This is a genomic window from Salinicoccus halodurans (assembly GCF_900114445.1).
Classification (GTDB): domain Bacteria; phylum Bacillota; class Bacilli; order Staphylococcales; family Salinicoccaceae; genus Salinicoccus; species Salinicoccus halodurans.
This window is the reverse complement of the sequence record NZ_FOTB01000001.1, coordinates 196,182-213,914: the sequence shown is the minus strand read 5'-3', so window position 1 is coordinate 213,914 and position 17,733 is coordinate 196,182. Positions and strand designations below refer to the sequence as shown.

Annotated in this window: 16 protein-coding genes and 1 pseudogene; 9 read left to right on the top strand and 8 right to left on the bottom strand. The window is 45.4% G+C overall.

Going from position 1 to position 17,733, the window contains the following annotated elements:
- Positions 1-9 precede the first annotated feature (9 nt).
- Complete coding sequence (locus tag BM271_RS01035) at positions 10-606, top strand: pyridoxamine 5'-phosphate oxidase family protein (protein ID WP_046789789.1); 597 nt, start codon at positions 10-12, stop codon at positions 604-606.
- 27 nt (positions 607-633) lie between these two features.
- Here the strand turns inward: BM271_RS01035 and BM271_RS01030 are convergent, their stop codons facing one another.
- Entirely contained in the window at positions 634-2,094 is a 1,461-nt protein-coding gene (locus BM271_RS01030; protein WP_046789788.1) for a protein adenylyltransferase SelO, read from the bottom strand.
- 190 nt (positions 2,095-2,284) lie between these two features.
- On the opposite strand from BM271_RS01030, the gene BM271_RS01025 reads away from it, so the two are divergent.
- Positions 2,285-3,217: an aldo/keto reductase gene (locus tag BM271_RS01025; protein ID WP_046789787.1), complete on the top strand. Its 933-nt coding sequence runs from the start codon at positions 2,285-2,287 to the stop codon at positions 3,215-3,217.
- A gap of 170 nt (positions 3,218-3,387) precedes the next feature.
- On the opposite strand, the gene BM271_RS01020 is transcribed toward BM271_RS01025, so the two are convergent.
- Both BM271_RS01020 and BM271_RS01015 read right to left on the bottom strand, forming a co-directional pair.
- Positions 3,388-4,038 carry an HAD family hydrolase gene (locus BM271_RS01020; RefSeq protein ID WP_046789786.1) on the bottom strand — a complete coding sequence of 217 codons (651 nt, stop codon included), beginning with the start codon at positions 4,036-4,038 and terminating at the stop codon, positions 3,388-3,390.
- A gap of 78 nt (positions 4,039-4,116) precedes the next feature.
- Positions 4,117-5,181 (bottom strand): S8 family peptidase, encoded by a 1,065-nt coding sequence (locus BM271_RS01015; protein ID WP_046789785.1) that lies wholly within the window; start codon positions 5,179-5,181, stop codon positions 4,117-4,119.
- Between the two features lie 262 nt (positions 5,182-5,443).
- Here BM271_RS01015 and BM271_RS01010 point away from each other — a divergent pair, with 262 nt between their 5' ends.
- From BM271_RS01010 to BM271_RS14620, 6 genes and pseudogenes are all read left to right on the top strand, one after another.
- Complete coding sequence (locus BM271_RS01010) at positions 5,444-6,634, top strand: M20 metallopeptidase family protein (RefSeq protein WP_046789784.1); 1,191 nt, start codon at positions 5,444-5,446, stop codon at positions 6,632-6,634.
- Between the two features lie 34 nt (positions 6,635-6,668).
- Positions 6,669-7,379, top strand: a complete 711-nt coding sequence (locus tag BM271_RS01005; RefSeq protein ID WP_046789783.1) for a DUF5058 family protein — start codon at positions 6,669-6,671, stop codon at positions 7,377-7,379.
- A gap of 27 nt (positions 7,380-7,406) precedes the next feature.
- Positions 7,407-8,117, top strand: coding sequence for a small-conductance mechanosensitive channel (locus BM271_RS01000; RefSeq protein WP_143544876.1), 711 nt, complete (start codon positions 7,407-7,409; stop codon positions 8,115-8,117).
- Between the two features lies 1 nt (position 8,118).
- Entirely contained in the window at positions 8,119-9,447 is a 1,329-nt protein-coding gene (locus BM271_RS00995; protein WP_082103653.1) for a M20 family metallo-hydrolase, read from the top strand.
- 186 nt (positions 9,448-9,633) lie between these two features.
- Positions 9,634-10,032: pseudogene (locus BM271_RS14465) on the top strand (DMT family transporter); the annotation flags it as partial.
- Positions 10,030-10,524 (top strand): DMT family transporter, encoded by a 495-nt coding sequence (locus BM271_RS14620; RefSeq protein ID WP_420806922.1) that lies wholly within the window; start codon positions 10,030-10,032, stop codon positions 10,522-10,524. The pseudogene BM271_RS14465 and the gene BM271_RS14620, both read left to right, overlap by 3 nt.
- A gap of 39 nt (positions 10,525-10,563) precedes the next feature.
- Here BM271_RS14620 and BM271_RS00985 read toward each other — a convergent pair whose 3' ends face one another.
- The 5 genes from BM271_RS00985 to BM271_RS00965 form a co-directional block, all read right to left on the bottom strand.
- Positions 10,564-10,995 (bottom strand): RidA family protein, encoded by a 432-nt coding sequence (locus tag BM271_RS00985; protein ID WP_046789782.1) that lies wholly within the window; start codon positions 10,993-10,995, stop codon positions 10,564-10,566.
- Between the two features lie 166 nt (positions 10,996-11,161).
- A complete protein-coding gene (locus BM271_RS00980) occupies positions 11,162-12,085 on the bottom strand; it encodes an AEC family transporter (RefSeq protein WP_046789781.1) in 924 nt (307 codons plus the stop codon).
- Between the two features lie 188 nt (positions 12,086-12,273).
- Positions 12,274-14,277, bottom strand: a complete 2,004-nt coding sequence (locus BM271_RS00975; RefSeq protein ID WP_046789780.1) for a CocE/NonD family hydrolase — start codon at positions 14,275-14,277, stop codon at positions 12,274-12,276.
- Between the two features lie 3 nt (positions 14,278-14,280).
- Entirely contained in the window at positions 14,281-15,795 is a 1,515-nt protein-coding gene (locus BM271_RS00970) for a BCCT family transporter (RefSeq protein ID WP_046789779.1), read from the bottom strand.
- 236 nt (positions 15,796-16,031) lie between these two features.
- Entirely contained in the window at positions 16,032-16,949 is a 918-nt protein-coding gene (locus BM271_RS00965) for a DUF7916 family protein (protein ID WP_046789778.1), read from the bottom strand.
- 94 nt (positions 16,950-17,043) lie between these two features.
- Between BM271_RS00965 and BM271_RS00960 the strand changes: the two genes are divergently transcribed.
- Positions 17,044-17,730 carry a copper homeostasis protein CutC gene (locus BM271_RS00960; protein WP_046789777.1) on the top strand — a complete coding sequence of 229 codons (687 nt, stop codon included), beginning with the start codon at positions 17,044-17,046 and terminating at the stop codon, positions 17,728-17,730.
- The last annotated feature ends 3 nt before the right edge of the window (positions 17,731-17,733 follow it).

Genomic DNA, 17,733 nt, shown 5'->3' with positions numbered 1-17,733 from the left:
GAAAGGACTATGAAAATGTCCAGAGGAGAAAGAGAACTTCAAAAGCAATTTGGCACGGAAAAGCGTGCCGGTGCATTTTACAAAAATCAGATGACCGACTCCCTCACCCCACGCATGGCGGATTTCATCGCCGCACAGGAAATGCTTTTCATCTCCACCGCAGATGGCGGCGGCAACTGTGATGCATCTTTCAGAGCCGGCCAGGCTGGTTTTGTGAGAGTGCTGAGTGAAAAAACACTGATGTATCCCGAGTACCGCGGAAACGGTGTGATGGCAAGTCTCGGAAACATTTCTGAAAATCCGCATATCGGACTCATGTTCATCGATTTTACGGAACATCAGATCGGCCTTCACATAAATGGTGCAGCACAGATTTTAGAGCATGATGCCCTTTCGTCACTTGGATTCAATGATGAGGAAATCCATTTCCTGAATGAACAGGAAGACGGACGTGCTGAACGCTGGGTTGTCGTCACTGTACATGAAGCTTATATACACTGCTCAAAACATATCCCTGTTCTAAGAAAACACTCTGATGATTACGCACGGGATGCGGATGACCGCAAGAGAAAAGGCGGAGATTTTTTCGAAGTTAAAAATAAATAGAGCAGGATGTACGCATCCTGCTCCTGATCATGTGCCGCAAAAAGTCTGATGGACGGCTTCCGTCTCTTCAGGCGGGGTTTTATAGATTTCATCATGTGCATCATCGAACGGTCTCGAGAGCACTTCATTCAGTGTGTTGAAATGGCTGTAGTCTCCGTGATGCATCGCTTCATCCAACGCTTTTTCAACGAGATGGTTCCTCGGAATGACAGCCGGGTTTACAGATTTCATCATTTTCTCAATCTCTTCTGCATCTGCATCCTGCTGCCCGAGTCTTTTCTGCCATTTCTTCTTCCATTCACTGAACCCTTCGGCTTTTACCACTTCAGCTTCTTCCAATTTACCGAGTGACATCAATCTGAATGTCTGCGTGTAATCCGCTTCGACCGCGACCATCATATCAAGCAGTTCTGTGATGAGCGCTTCGTCGTCTTCTGAAGCCTCCATGAGGCCGAGTTTTTCCCGCATGCCGTCAAGCCAGTACGCTTCATACAGTTTTCCATAGCCGGAGAGCGCTTCCTGCGCCCGGGATATCGCAGTATCCTTGTCTTCATCAATCAGCGTCAATAAAGTTTCTGCAAATCGCGCGAGGTTCCACTGGCCGATGGCCGGCTGGTTCTGATACTGGTAGCGGCCGTTCATGTCGATGGAACTGAAGACGGTGGCCGGATGATAGCTGTCCATGAACGCACATGGACCATAATCGATTGTTTCGCCGCTGATGGTCATATTGTCGGTATTCATCACGCCATGGATGAATCCTGCGAGCATCCATTTGGAAAGGAGTGCCGCCTGACGGTCGATCACCTGATTTAAGAACTGCATGTATTTTTCCGCATCAGGCAAAGATTCCAGTTCCGCATAGTGCCTTGATATGGCATAATCCGCCAAAGTTTTAACGTCTGCTTCGTCATCAGTGCGTACCGCATACTCGAAAGTGCCCACACGGAGATGGCTCGCTGCAACGCGTGTCAAAATGCCGCCCGGCAGGATTTCCTCCCGTGTGACTCCTTCGCCGCTCGTGACAACCGCAAGACTCCGCGACGTCGGGATGCCGAGTGCATACATCGCTTCACTGATGATATATTCCCTGAGCATCGGTCCAATCGGTGCACGGCCGTCACCGGATCTGGAAAACGCTGTACGGCCGGACCCCTTCAGCTGGATATCAAACCGTGCGCCCCCGGGCGTCACCTGTTCCCCAATCAGTACAGCACGCCCGTCGCCCAGCATGGACAGATTTCCGAACTGGTGGCCGGCGTATGCCTGTGAAATACCGGAGGCTCCTTCCGGCATTTTATTGCCGGCAAATATTTCCCTGCCTTCCTTTGAATGAAGCGCCTCGGCATCAAGACCTAGTTTCTCTGCCAGCGTGCCGTTAAAAGCGACGATCTCCGGAAAATCCACCGGCGTTGCTGCTGATTTATGATAAAAGTTATCCGGTAACTTTTCATACGTATTATCAAAATTAAATCCGAACGTATTCATTCTATCCCTTCTTTCATGAGGATTGTTCTCTTTATTCTACCATTTTAAAGCCATGTTCCCCAGTTTATAAGTTCGGGAATACACAATGGACATCAATCAATATTTTTGCATTCCGATTCGTTCTTTCCTAATATTAGAGTTGTCGGGTAGGATATCCCCTGCCACTAAACAAGGAAAGAAGGCGGATGTTATGGTGAAACATGTCAAAATTGGCAAATCTGATTTGAACGTAAACCCTGTCGGACTCGGAACAAATGCAGTCGGCGGCCACAATCTTTTCCCCGATCTCGATGAACAGGCAGGCAAAGACCTGGTCAAAACTGCGATTGAAAATGGCATCAATTTTATAGATACAGCCTACCTTTACGGTCCGGGCCGCTCGGAGGAACTTGTCGGTGAAGCTGTAAAAGAGACAGGCAGACGCGAAGAACTTGTCATTGCGACAAAAATCTCCCCTGTTTTCACAGACGACGGCATGGAGCAGAGCAACGAACCGTCATTCCTAAAAGAGGAAGTACAGAAAAGCCTTGAACGGCTTCAGACCGACTATATCGATCTGATGTACCTCCATTACCCGGATGAGGATACACCGAAAGACCAGGCGATCGCCGCCTTGAAAGAGCTGAAGGATGAAGGCAGGATCCGTGCAATCGGTGTTTCCAATTTTTCTCTGGACGAGCTGAAAGAAGCCAATAAAGACGGCCACATCGATGTGTTCCAGGGTGAATACAATCTGCTTGCCCGATCAGCGGAAGATGAACTATTTCCCTATTTAAAAGAACAGGGCATCTCATTCGTACCGTTCTTCCCGCTGGCTTCCGGTCTGCTGACAGGAAAATTCAGCAAAGAAGATACGTTCAATGACCTGAGGGAGAACCTCCCTGCATTCCAGGGCGAAGCATTTGCCGGCAACATTGAAAAGGTGGAAAAGCTCCGGCCGATCGCGGAAGGAAAAGGCGTCGACATCGCCCACGTCGTCCTCGCATGGTATTTGACGCGGGACGTCATCGATGTCATCATCCCGGGCGCCAAGCGTTCAGAACAGGTACTGAATAACCTGAAGGCCCTGGAAGTCGGACTGAGCCAGGATGAAATCAATGAGATTGATAAGATCTTCTCGTAAAATGAACTTCCTTCATAATTGAAATTACCGGGCAGACCCTTGTGACAAGGGTCTGTTTTTTGTTTTGCCAATGCACCTTGAAACGAAAAGAATCGATGCGGAAATAATATATGTAGCCGGAATAAAAGGCAGATCCTGAAATGAATCAGGACCTGCCCCGGCATGACACTTTAATTTTTTATACTCTGCTCTTTTTCCAGTATTTCAATGATTTCCTCATAGGAAATATCCTTCGCATAATACTTGACATGCCCGAAATCCATATCTCCCGTCATTTCATTCGTCAGTACGATCGCGTTCACACCCGCACGCACTGCGGCAAGCGATCCATTTACAGTATCTTCAACGGCGAAAATATGCTCAGGATCGATGCCGAGATCTTCGCTGGCAAGCCTGTACAGGGCAGGATCCGGCTTTACAAATTCCACATCCTCCTTGCCCCGGACACTGACGAAATCATTGCGGATGCCAAAGTGTTCAAGCATCGGAATGATATCCGCCCGTCTGCTGCTGGTTGCTACAGCCATCGGGATTCCGTTCTCCCTGCAGTACTCAATCAGCTTCAGAATATGCGGATAGCATTCAAGGTCAAGGCATGTCCTCTGGTGATCCTCCGCAATTGCCTGCACACCCTCATCGCCGATCCTCTCCAATATGTAGGAATCCAGCTCATCGGACTCAGTGCCTATCGTCGCTTTATAGACTTCAATTTCCAAGGGCTTGTGCCCGCGGTCCGCAAGATTTTTATTGATCGCATTATATAGATTCGTTTCACTGTCAATGATTGTGCCGTCAAAATCCAGAATCACACCAATACTCATCTACTCACATCCTAAAGATTTTATATCCACATATATTATCATGGCGATGGCCGCTAAAAACAGCTGCAGCATTTCAAACTATTGATTTACCGCATCATGGAGCTGAAGCAAACCGCTGCCATACCATTCAGACCGATCTCCTATATCCTTCGCAGTTGATATCATCCGCTCCTTAATCTCAGAAGCCGGAGCATCCGGAAAAGCTGCGCGGAGCACTGCGCCGGCACCGGCAACATGCGGCGCTGCCATTGAAGTCCCGTTCAATCTGTCGTAGCCGTTGCCGGGCACCGTCGACAAGATCGAGGCACCGGGTGCTGAAATATCCACTCCAGGCCCCGTAGAAGAAAACGGAGCCCTGAGGTCATTCTGATCCGTTGCGGCAACTGACAAAACAGAATCATGCTGCGCCGGGTATCCGACTGTATTTCCCGTTCCGTCCGCGTTACCTTCATTACCGGCTGCTGCGACTACCAGAATGTCATACTCATCATATGCCGTATCTACGGCATCCTGGATTGCCCTAGAAGGTTCTGAAGACCCGAGGGACATATTGATGACGTCCATTTCATTTTGAATGGCCCATTCAATCCCCCTTACTACACCCGCGGAAGATCCTGAACCACTGCTGTCCAACACTTTTATGGCGTACAGTGAAGCATCTGGGGCAACCCCCACGACTCCGGTGCCGTTATCAAGCGCCGCTGCCGTCCCTGCAACGTGCGTCCCATGACCGCTTCCATCATGATATGGTTCACTGTCTTCCCCAGATTGGAATACAGAAAATCCATCTGTGACATTGAGGTCTTCATGGGAGGCATCAATGCCTGTATCCACAATACCGAGTTTGACCCCGCCGCCTGTGTATCCTTCCTGATGGACCTGCTGCGTCTGGACCCGGCTGACCCCGTATGGAATTTCCTGCTGATATGCATAAACCGGAATATCCCTTTCCACATAAAGTACATTGCTGAATCTTTTTAAGTCATCGACTCTTTCATCAGTAAGTTCACATTCAATGATCCGTGCCAAATTGAATTCATGTATCACTTCTTCATCGGCAATACCCAAAGATGAGTACGTTGTAAAATCAGAAGAAGGCTCGAATTTCACTAAAAAAATATTCTTTTTCTGCTGTTCAGCCATGTCCAGCTCCCCTTTGTGAATTTTATGTTAAAGTACCGTCATTTCAAAAATGAATAGAAAGAAATATCTGATAAATGAATTATATAATAAACACCCTGATACTTTAAATATAATACCTTATTTTGAATAATTATCGAGCAATGCACGTCGGCGAAACTTCACCTTTTCAAAATCTCCCATCATCTTATTCCTTGACTTACCCCGGCTTAATAAATATTCTGAATTATATGATTAATTAATATGAATCAGGAGCTGATGTGATTTGCAGGAAACACTATTTAAGAGACTGGAAGCACTCTACCCCGACATGGTTGCATTCAGAAGAGATTTACATATGAATCCGGAACTTTCCCACCATGAAGTGGAAACACCCAGGAAAGTTGCAGCATTTTTGGATGAACTTGGTCTGGAAGTAAAGACAGAAGTCGGCGGACGCGGCGTTACAGGTAAATTGGTTGGGGGAAAACCGGGAAAGACTGTTGCATTAAGGGCGGACTTTGATGCTCTGCCCATCCAGGATGAAAAGGATGCACCTTATAAATCCAAAGTCGACGGTGTCATGCATGCCTGTGGTCATGACGTTCATACTGCCGGTCTTCTGCATGTGGCGAAAGTTTTAAGCGAACATAAGGAAGACCTTCCCGGAACAGTCGTATTTATTCACCAGTTTGCAGAAGAAGTCATTCCGGGCGGTGCTAGATTCATGGTCGAAGACGGATGCCTCGACGGTGTGGATGCTGTGTTCGGCGCGCATGTCAGCTCAACTGAGCCCCTTGGGTCTGTCGGCTACAGGGAAGGCCCTGTCATGGCTAACGGAGACACTTTTGAAATCACGATCCACGGCAAAGGCGGACATGCCGCCAACCCCCATCTGGCCACAGACCCGCTTGCAATCGGCGGACAGCTGATGGCTTCTCTGCAGCAGATTGTGAGCAGGCACACTGATCCTTTGAAATCTGCCGTTGTGACCGTCGCTTCGTTCAATGGCGGAGACAGTTTCAACGTCATTCCCGATACGGCAAACCTCAGGGGAACAGTCAGAACGTTTGAACCGGAGGTCAGGGATTCTGTGGAAGCCGCGATAAAATCGATTGCCGAATCCACATGCGAAGGCTTTGGTGCCACAGCCGAAGTGGAATATGTCAGAGGCTACCCGTCAGTAGTGAATGACCCCGGAGAAACAAGACGTTTCAGAAGAGTTGCTGAATCGATATACGGCAAAGAAAATGTTTCAGAAATCCCGCCGATGATGGGGATGGAGGATTTCGCCTACTACGTCAGGGAGAAGCCCGGATCGTTCGCGTGGGTCGGCGGTGCAATGCCCGATGATGAAGCCGTCTATCCTCATCACCATCCAAAGTTTGATGTCCATGAGGAATCGATGCTGTATATCGGAAAATTGTTTATAGCGACTGTCTTTGATTACATGAGTAATCCTGAAAATACAGACTGATTTTAAAAAAGCAAATGGAAAAGGAGACATTCATATGAGACATATACTGCAAATCGCAAACAGTGCACCGTTTTGGATTTTCGCTTCAATCATTGTTGGAATCGTCGTCTTTCAGGCCTTGATATTTTTATGGATTGCCAAAAAGTCGGCACCGGATGCGGGTCTGTCCGATAAGGAAGTGACCACGGCAATCCGTGCCGGGTTCATCAGTTCAATCGGCCCGTCATTCGGCATCGTCATCGTGCTCGTCTCTCTTATTGCATTAATCGGTTCGCCGATCACTCTGATGCGTATTGGCATCATCGGTTCCGCAGCCACTGAATCCAGTGCCGCTGCGATTGGCGCATCCTCTTTTGGTACGGAACTCGGTGCTTCGGATTTCCCAGTTGAAGCATTGAGCGCCATTGTATGGACCATGTTCCTCGGTGGCACGGGATGGCTGCTGTTCGTCATGCTGTTTACAAAATCCATGGGGAAGACCCAGGAGAAAATACAGAAGAGCAATCCAAAGATCATGGCAAATGTCGCACTGGCTGCAATGCTCGGCGCCTTTGCCTATCTGGCAAGCGAGCAGATGGTAACAAGTTTTAATCATACGATTGCCGGCATACTGGCGCTTGTCTCAATGATTTCTATGATGATGCTCGCCGATAAAAGAAATATCAGCTGGTTGAAAGAATGGGCGCTCGGTTTCGCACTGGTCATCGGCATGGCAACAGGCTATATTTCAACATTCATTATTTAAACGGAACAATAGAAGGGGGATTTTACAATGAGTTATACGACTGATAACACTGTCGAAATGACTGCACCTCAAACAGAGGCCGCAGAAAAGAATACAATCGATATCTTCTATAAGCGCTCACACTTCTGGGGCAGGTTCACACTCCTGGTATTGATCATCATGTGTTTCGCCCCGCCGCTCTATATGTCATTCATCCTTGATGCCCATCCGGGCTGGGGTGTCATTGCTGCTGGTCTTGTTGGTTATGCTTCATTCATCGGGATCATGTGGGTCCTCGAGCCCATCACCTACTATCCGACACTGGGTGTTGCCGGAACGTATCTTGCCTTCCTGACGGGAAATATCGCAAATATGTGTCTGCCTTGTTCATCCGCTGCACAAAAAGCAGTCAATGCTGAACCCGGATCAACAAAGGCAGAAGTTGCAGGGGTTTTTGGGATTGCGGTTGCGTCTTTAACCAACATCGCCGTCCTCGTCGTAATGGTAATTGGCGGCACTTATCTCATTACATTGATTCCGCCGTATATAGAAGGTGCCTTCAACTTTGTACTGCCATCCATATTCGGGGCGGTCCTTGGGCAATTCGCCTATAAGACGCCGCAATACGGTGTCATTGCACTCGTCATCGGGATGATCATTTTATTCTCCCCTATTTTTTCACTGATAAAAATTGCACTTTGCGTCGCACTGACAATCACAGCCATACTTTTCATGGAAAAAAAGAAAGGAAATATTTAATATGGACTTCACTATCAATAAAGACAGACTCTCCGTAAGATTATCGGAACTTGCAGAAATCGGCAAGATCGGTGAGACGGGCGTATGCAGGCTCGCTCTCTCAAAAGAATACAAGGAAGGTTTGGAACTGGTCAGAAAATGGATGGACGAAGCGGGGCTGAAGACACGCTTCGACAATTTCGGAAATCTGATTGGACGGCTGGAAGGGAAAAATCCGGATGCCCCAGCGGTCATGCTGGGTTCCCATATAGATTCACAGCCCTACGGGGGCAGATATGATGGAACAATCGGTGTATTGGGCGCACTTGAAGCGGTCCAGACGATGATGGAAAAAGATATTGTGCCGGACTCTCCGGTAGAAATCATTTCATTTTGTGATGAAGAAGGACACCGCTTCGGCGTTGGTCTGTTCGGATCCAGAGGCATACTCGGCCAGCTGGAATCCGGTGAACTTGAAAGAGCTGACGAGGATGGCGTGACAAGGAGAGAGGCTTTGATTGAATTCGGAGCCGATCCGGATAAACTGCATGAATCCGAATACGATGAGGAGCAAATCTCCTCCTATATAGAAATGCACATTGAACAGGGACCGAAGCTCCAGGAACAAAACCAGCCCATCGGCATCGTCAGCGGCATTGCAGGTCCACGATGGCTGACTGTAAAATTAGAAGGATTTGCGGGACACGCCGGAACCGTCCCGATGAAAATGAGGCAGGATGCATTGACCGGCGCTGCGGAAATCATCACCGCATTCAATACAATTGTTCAGTCAGAGCCGGATGCACCAACCGTAGGAACAATAGGCGATTTAAAAGTCTTCCCAGGCGGACGGTCCATCATTCCAGAAAGAGCTGAATTCACCGTCGATCTGCGGGATATAGACTTGGATCGGCGCAATGATTATGAACAGCAATTAAGAGACACTGTAGAAAAAGCAGCAGAAAAGCACTGGTTGAATTTTGAAATAACAGATGATGGCGGGACATCTCCCAAAGACTCGAGCAAAAAAATCATGACCATCATGCAAGAGGAAAGTGATTCCATGAGCCTCGCTCCGCCCGTTTTGATGAGCGGTGCATTCCATGATGCCAGCCATATGGCAGATGCATGCGATATGGGAATGATATTCGTCAGGTGTAAAGACGGCATCAGTCATAATCCGAAAGAGTATTCAACAGATGAAGACATTGCAACAGGAACAGAGCTGTTGTATAAAACCATGCTGCGGCTTGTCGGGAACGGCGCATTGAATGATAGAATATCGTACAGTAAAAGTGACAGCAACCATTCTCAGTCGATAAAAGATTCAGTTGGGAATGAGAAGTTTTAAAATATCATATCGGAAAGGCCCAGGTTATAAGTTTGTACTTAGAAACCGGAACTTAATTTTGTCCTCCAGAGTGTTAAAATTGATGTCTGATAAAGAAAAATCGCATCATAGATACATTAATCTTAAATTAAAAGGTGGATTAATTATCATTTGAACAGATTTCAATTTACTTTGCCTCCACATGTCATGAAATGGCTGACTTACCCCATTCTTCTGCTTTGTGTCATCATCTGGGGCAGCAACTTCATCATTGGAAAGATCCTTGTCGATTACTTCGACCCCTACAGCATCACAATCATCCGGCTGATTGCTATCAATCTGTTCCTCTGGATTTTTGCTTCGAGATACTTCACGATGCCGAAAGTGCCTCTTAAGGTCTGACTGGTCATCATACTTTCCGGAATCATCGGTATTGCTGCGAATCAGTATACTTTCTTCCTTGGCCTGGTAACGGCAAACCTGGTTACTTCAGCGCTTATTCTGGGTCTTGCACCGATTATGACGGCGATTCTCACTGTATTTGTATTCAGTGAGCGGCGTGGTCTGAAGTTCTGGATGGGAGCACTGCTCGCCCTCTTCGGTGTGCTGTTAAGTACATTTGACGGCAGTGCAATCGTTTTTGGCACCGGTGAGTCTGTAATCATACTGACAATGCTGACTTTTGCGATTTTCATGGTGCTGATACAGTGGATGTCCAAATATATCAATGCGATTCAGATCACTTTATTATCCAACACTTTTGGATTGATTGTTCTGGTTCCATTCCTGCCTGCTGCGGATTACGTGCGAGTGGCTGAAGCCGGTCTGCTGATGTGGCTTTTGTTGATCATCAGTGGAATCATCGTCCATGGACTGAGCAATATGATCTGGAACAGGGAGATGCCGAAAGTCGGAGCAGCGAATGCATCGCTGCTTATGAACATGGAACCCTTTGTCGCAATGGTTGGAGCGGCGATGGTTTTGGGGAGCACGGTAAGAGTTACTGAAATCATAGGTGCAGTTTTGATTATCGCCGGTGTGACCCTGTCTCTATATAGGAAGAGACAGAAACAGAGTAAGGAAATTTATGAAAAATAAAACGGATGGACATCTCAAATTGTTCATCCGTTTTCTATGTTATTTCACACCGACAACCAACTGCACTTCTACAGGCGCATCTCCCGGAAGTGAGCTCACTCCTACTGTTGTCCTGCTGCCGATTCCTCTTTCACCCAGCTCTTCTGACAGGTAAGCTGAAGCAAAATCAGCGAGGCGGGCATGTCCGTTGAGCCTCTCTTCTGCGTTGATATAGATTGTCATGTTGATCACCTGTGAAATTTCCTCCCCGTACTGCAGTGCATTTTCTGCTGCTGTCAGAGCGTTGCATGTCGCCTGTTGCACGATCTGCCGGTACGTATCTTCCGAATGGCTTGCCATCAGTTTTCCTCTTTTTATCAATACACCATCCACCGTAGGCGTCATGCCTGCTGTATAGATGATGTTTTCAAATCGTGTCGCGAGTGTATAATTCCCTTTAGGTTTCGGCTGATACTTTACAACGTCTTTCATCCGCGGTACCCCTTTATTCATAAATTCAAATTTTTTTCGTTTTGAATCCCTTTATTCAAAAACTTAAGAGTATATTACTTCATCATATTACCTTTTAGCAATCGAAAATATATAAAATTTGAATAAAATAAAAACCACTTCGAAATTGAAGTGGCTGATACTCATATCAGAACAGTTGCATTGCCAGATAAATGACGAATGTGACCGTTATACTGCTAAGCAGTGTCGAATAAAGGACGACTTGTGCATGAAGTTCCGGCTCAACATCATATTCAAGCGCAAGGGTGGCCGTATTCCTTGAAGTCGGGAAGGCACTTGCGATGAGCAGTGACTGTGCGATGACGCCGTCCATACCAAGCATGTAGATGAGACCGAACGCAACTGCCGGTCCTAAAACCAGTCTGCCGAGGAGGGACCATCCGATGACTCTATGGAACGTTCTGATCTGGATGCTCTCCAGCTGCATGCCGAGAAGTATCAGGGCGAGAGCGGCAAATCCGCCTGCGAGCTGTTCGATCGGCACCAGTGCGAAATTCGGGATGGGCAGATCGAATATTTTAAGAAGTGCTGCCAGCACGAGTGCATAGATGATTGGCAGTTTCATCAATTCGCGCAGGAGTTCTATAAAGGATTTCGAAGCAGAAATCAGATTGTACAATCCATACGTATAGGTCAGCAGATTCTGCACGACCAGTACAATAACCTGCACGGAAACACCGAGCGGGTGTGCGCTGAAGACCAGCTGGCTGACCGGAAGACCGTAGTTACCCGAGTTCATGAGGGAGATGCTGTTCTTGATTGCAGTTTCTTCTCCTCTTTCCAGCTTCAATAATTTCGCGAAAATGTTTCCGATAATGATCATGATTGTGATAAACAATGCCAGATATATGAACAGCTGTGCAAGCAGGGAAACATCAATCTCAGCGTGGTATATATTTATAAATACCGCTGCCGGCATAAAACAGTATGTCACCAGATTGGCAATCGGCCTGAGCCTGAACTGAAATTTCTTCTGGAGCAGCACCCCAATGCCGAGCAAAATCAGAATCGGCACGATGACATCAATAAATACGAGACTGATATAGCTCAATAAAATTCATCTCTTTCCTATATCATAAGTTAATCTTATTATATCATCGTTTATTGATAAGAAAAACTACACCGCTCACATTTGACTTTCAAAAAACTTATGAAGAATGATTATGCTGGCAGTCGGCTCATCGGCTGATAAAAAATATGCCTATGATAATAAATATCACAGGCATATTTTCAAATGCATCATGTATAGTATCTGGGAACTTTTTTCTCCCATATTTTGCTGAAGCATTTTTCTCCATTGTTAAAGGCGATAAGTTCATTTGTTAAATAATAATAGTTTTCATCACAGGACATGACACTTTTCGTTTCCATTTCAGTATCAATATCATCGTCTTTGACGGTTACAGTCCAATCACATTCCACTTTTGCAGAAAGCGGGTCATTTTCTTTTATTGTATACACATTGTGATTTGTAGTACCATACGTAATATTCAAATCAGTCAAAGTACGCAATCCTTCATCTGAAAAGTCATCCAGCACCCATTCATTTGTTGTAAGACGCTTAATGATGTTACGCGTTCTCGAACCATCCCGATGAATAATTTTCTCCAAAGGTGATGCAGTTTCTGCCTGCTCGTGTTTCAGATGGATTTCTTCAAAATCATTGATCAGTGGAATGATGAGTTCAGAGTCACTCATATCTACAGACAAATTGACGACTTCCTTGTCCGGCCAGATCTGTGGCCAATATGTCGGCGATACGGATACTTCAATCTTATGTCCTTCTGGAATTTGGTAACCGATCACATCAAGTGGCACCTCAACATAAATATATTCATCTAGTGGAAGATCTTCGGGAAACTCATGACTTTTATAATGGTTTAAATTGAGCTGTCCTTTAGTAACCAAAGTCTTTTCACCTGTTGGATGCACATCGGTGACCCTTACATGGATATTTGCCTCTTTGGAATCAGTTTTAACTCTAATTTTTGCTAAAGGTTGACCAACAATATTGATAGCCTCTTTTTGTACAGGAAGCATGAATGAAGTTGCTAATGCATTATCAATTGTCTGATCATCCGGAAGATCACCTTCCTGACCGAATGGACAGTAGACACCAGAGTACAAACCATGCTGTTGTCTGTTGAGCAAGTTTACTTCCCCGGTAATCTCTTTGAAAAGATCTATTTGCTCTTCATCTTCGTTATAAAGATTTAGCCAACGCCCCTTTCTATACTCATAAGTCGTTTCAGGCTCAACACTATCCTGAACGTATACAAGGAATTCATCTGTGTGCTCCTTGCTCCCTTCATCGTTCATCCATTGATCCAGCCACTCAGTGACTTCCTGTAAATATCCCATTTGAGGTCCCGGGATGGCCATATCCGGAAACTCATGTGCCCAAGGGCCAACTATCCCTTTTTTAGGAACATCCAGATTGTCCATTAAACGAAATAGAGCATTCGTATAACCATCCGCCCATCCACTCATGGTAAGGACAGGTATTTTTATATCACTGTAGTCTTCACATATGGAGCCATGTTTCCAATAGTCATCTCTGGTTTGATGAGAAACCCACTCCTCGACGAATGGAGGTGTGTCTTCCATTCTGGTCATCCACATGTCATACCAGCTTTCCCCTACAAATCTTGGGAAGGGCGGTCGTGCATTATATGCAAACATCGTTGATGCCCACCAAAGCATGTCAGATGCCATCATTGTACCACCTTTATAATGTACATCATCCGCGTAACGATCATCTGTTGAACATAGAGTAATAATCGTTTTTAATGCATGTGGCTGAAGTGCAGCAAGCTGAAGGCCATTAAACCCTCCCCATGACTTACCAATCATTGCCACTGATCCGTTGGACCATTTTTGCTTTTCAATCCAGGAAATCACCTCAAGCGCATCATTCTGCTCCTGTTTCGGGTATTCATCTTCAATGATTCCTTCGGAATCACCGGTCCCTCTGATGTCCACCCGGATTGAAGTATAGCCGCATCCGGCAAAATATTTATGACGGATTTCATCTCTCAATGCTGTAAATTCATCTTTTCTATACGGCAGATACTCAAGCACCGCACCTTTTGTTTCGCTATCAATATTTTTAGGTTGCCAAATCTTGGCAGATAGCTTTGTACCATCTGACATTTCAATCCATGTATGATGTGTGATTTCCACTTCATACGGAAAATCAGTTCGTTCTTGTATTTTATTATAATCTACGTCAAAAACGCCCATTTATTAGTCTCCTTCTTTCATTGGAAAATCTTCTTTAAACCATCTGAACAGTGAAATGATCAGAAGTATATAAAGAATTACTACAGGCACTGCCACCACTACAGCTGATGTCTGAACAACATTCAAGCCTCCAATGAGCAACAGAGAAATAGATAACAATGCCATAATCAGGCCCCAGACAATAGTATGCCAAATCGGAGGTTCTACACCTTCTTCAAGTGTCTTTGAAGCAGTGGATGCTAATATATAAGAGGCTGAGTCTAATGATGTTGCCAGGAATATAAATCCTAGAATGACGAAGAATAAAATCGCAATATAACTGACAGGCAAGGTTTCAAGCACTCTGATGATTGTTGAAGCGTCTCCGACTTCAGCCATACTGCCGACTACATCCAGTTTTCCTGTTTGCTGCAGGTTCATCGTATATCCACCGAATACTGCGAAATACAACCAGCTACCAAGCGATCCCCATCCTAAAATGTGAAGGACAAGGCTTTTAAGAGAGCGTCCTTTGGAAATCCTCGCAATGAACAGTCCCATAAACGGCGCAGTAGCAGCAAACCAAGCCCAGTAGAATACAGTCCATGACTGTGGGAAGCCACCGCCTGTAATAGGATCTGTATAGAAGCTCATCCTCAGGAAGTTTTGAGCCATAATACCGAAGCTGTCAGTGAAGTATGTCAATATAAACCCTGTTGGACCTGCAATGATTACAAACAGAGCTAAAGCCAATGCCAGATAAACGTTTAAGTTACTTAATTTACGTATACCATTATATAATCCCAGAGATGCACTTGTTATGTAGATGAGCGTCCAGATTATCATTATGACGATGCTGAGAAAAACAGATTGCTCTATCCCAAGAAGATGACCTATACCGGCAGAAACCATTGGGACACCAAGTCCAAGAGATGTTCCCAGACCGCCGACTAAACTCCAAATTACAAGAATATCAATGATGCGACCTATATTCCCATCAGAATATTTACCCAAAGCACCTTTGACTGCCTGGCTTATTTTAAGTGACTTATTCTTTTTAATAAAGAACGAATATGCTATGACAAGCGTCGGGAATGCATAGATACACCACGCTGAAATGCCCCAATGGAACATGCCGTATGCAACTGACCATTCTGCTGCAGTATCACTGCCGGGTTCAAAACCGAACGGCGGTCCTTGGAAGTAGTACATCGGCTCAATGATGGACCAGAACATTATACTTGTTCCCATCCCCGCACAAAATAACATTGCGCCATAGCTGAAATTGCCGAATTCCGGCTTCCCTTCTCCAAGCTTTATTTTTCCATATTTTCCAAAAGCAATCCAAAGTAAAAGTACAAATAAACCAAAAGTTAAAAATTGGAAAATCCAGTCCATCCGAGTATTAATTGCAGAGAGCATTCCATTAAGAAATGGTTCTGCTGAAGATTGGAAAATAATTAATAATAACGTTAATGTGAGCAACACTACGATTGCCGGCCAAAAAACCCAATGATCCAATTTTGCTCTTTCTCTCATTTAATCCCTCCAAAATTTTTGTTGATTTTTTCAATAAATTAAACTGTCTGATGCACCCGTTCAAAACGACAGTCACTAAATCAACCTAACAAATATATCGGGACGAATCAAACTAAAATGTGAAAATTAGCACATCTTAAATCCTCCTATCCCTATTGCTTAATAGTTGGTATGCGCTTACAAAAAAAGTTTTAAAAACTCAATGGGAATTGTGGCAATATAAATTTTTTGATTGCTTACCTGTTAATCGAAACAGCCATGCGGCTGAATGTATGTCTTCTGCCTCTGATTGCGATGGAATACACAAAGATGTTTTCAGGTACTGCGATGCCGTAAAACCCCGCATCACCGATATGGTGGATGTCGGCGCCGGCCATCTTGGCGTTGAGTGCTATCTGCATGATCGTCTGCTCATCCGCACCTTCCTGGCTCGTACCGATTGTGAGCATTACAAGCGCACCTTTCGAATGTACATACCGGACATATTTTTCTGTTTTTTCCAGAGTGATGCCGGGCACGGTTCCCGGAGCCGGCATCAGAATGACATCCGCTCCCGCTTCTATGAAATTCGAAAGGTCATCTTCTGTTATGATACTTCCGCCTGTTTCATTTGTGACTCCCGCACCGTGCATCTTGCCTGCTATAATCAGTCCTTCATCCCCAAACACTTCACGCGCTTTCTTTACAGCTTCCACAATCTCAGTATTTGTTACGCCGGTCTTCGGATTTCCAGTCAGGCAGACAAAATCAAAACCGAGGGTTTTTGCCTCTTTAAGCGATGCTTCAGTCGCCTGCCTGGCGGTTTCAAGTATATCCAGTTCTTCCAATCTTTCTGCGTTCAAATCGACTGGTTCCAGATTCACACCCACAGGACGACCCGTAAGATGCTTGATTTCTTCCACAACTTTACCACTGTCTTCCGCTTCCACTCCCTTTATTCCCGGATTGAACACATCAAAAATATTGAGCAATAAAAGATCCGCACCGAATGATGCCGCAAGTTCTGAGTTTGTAACGTTTGGATAAAGCGGCGGCACCGTCGCCATGTTTTCCGACAGCATCGTCCTGCCCTCACTCGCCTTGATCGATTGTTTCAGTTCCTGTCCATTCATCCGCTTGAAATCTGATGCAGTACAGTCAAGTAACCGTTTCATATCCATTCTCCTTTTCAACAGTAGATTTCTTTTATTCCGCTGAGTCCGTTAGAATTGTATCGAATACCTTCATTATAGATTAAGAGGTGTAATAATGCTTTTAGAAATCATTGCAGCTAATTTGGAAGATGTGAAAGATATCAATCGTATGGATGTCGATCGCATAGAATTGTGCGGGGAAATGGACAAAGATGGATTGACGCCTGAACGCGGGCTGATCCGTGATGCAGTGAGTGAATCAAAAATTCCTGTAAACGTGATGATCCGGCCGCATGATGATTCATTCAGTTATACAGAAGATGAAATCACTCAGATGATTACAGACATTGAATATGTAAGAAGTATGGGTGCCAACGGCATAGTGATTGGTGTCATTACCAGGGATAGAGTAGTGGATACCACTTCTTTGGAAAGACTGATCGAAGCTGCCGAAAATATGGAAATCACATTCCATAAGGCATTTGACGAAATCGAAGATCAGGTGGATGCTTTAAAGACACTTGGCAGGTATCCACAGATTAAGACTGTCTTGACATCGGGCGGTCCCGGTTCGAGTGCCGATAATATTGAGCAGTTGAAAAAGCTCATAAACCTGGGTGGAAAACTGGATATTGCGATTATGCCTGGTGGCGGAATCAACTTGGGGAATGTGCCGGAAATCTTTGAGAAGACTGCTCCGGAAGCCATACATTTCGGTACTGGCGTGAGAGAAGACGGCACATTCGAGAGCAGAATCTCTCCCGATAAAATCGAACAGCTCAGACAGATTATTCAGGGATGATTT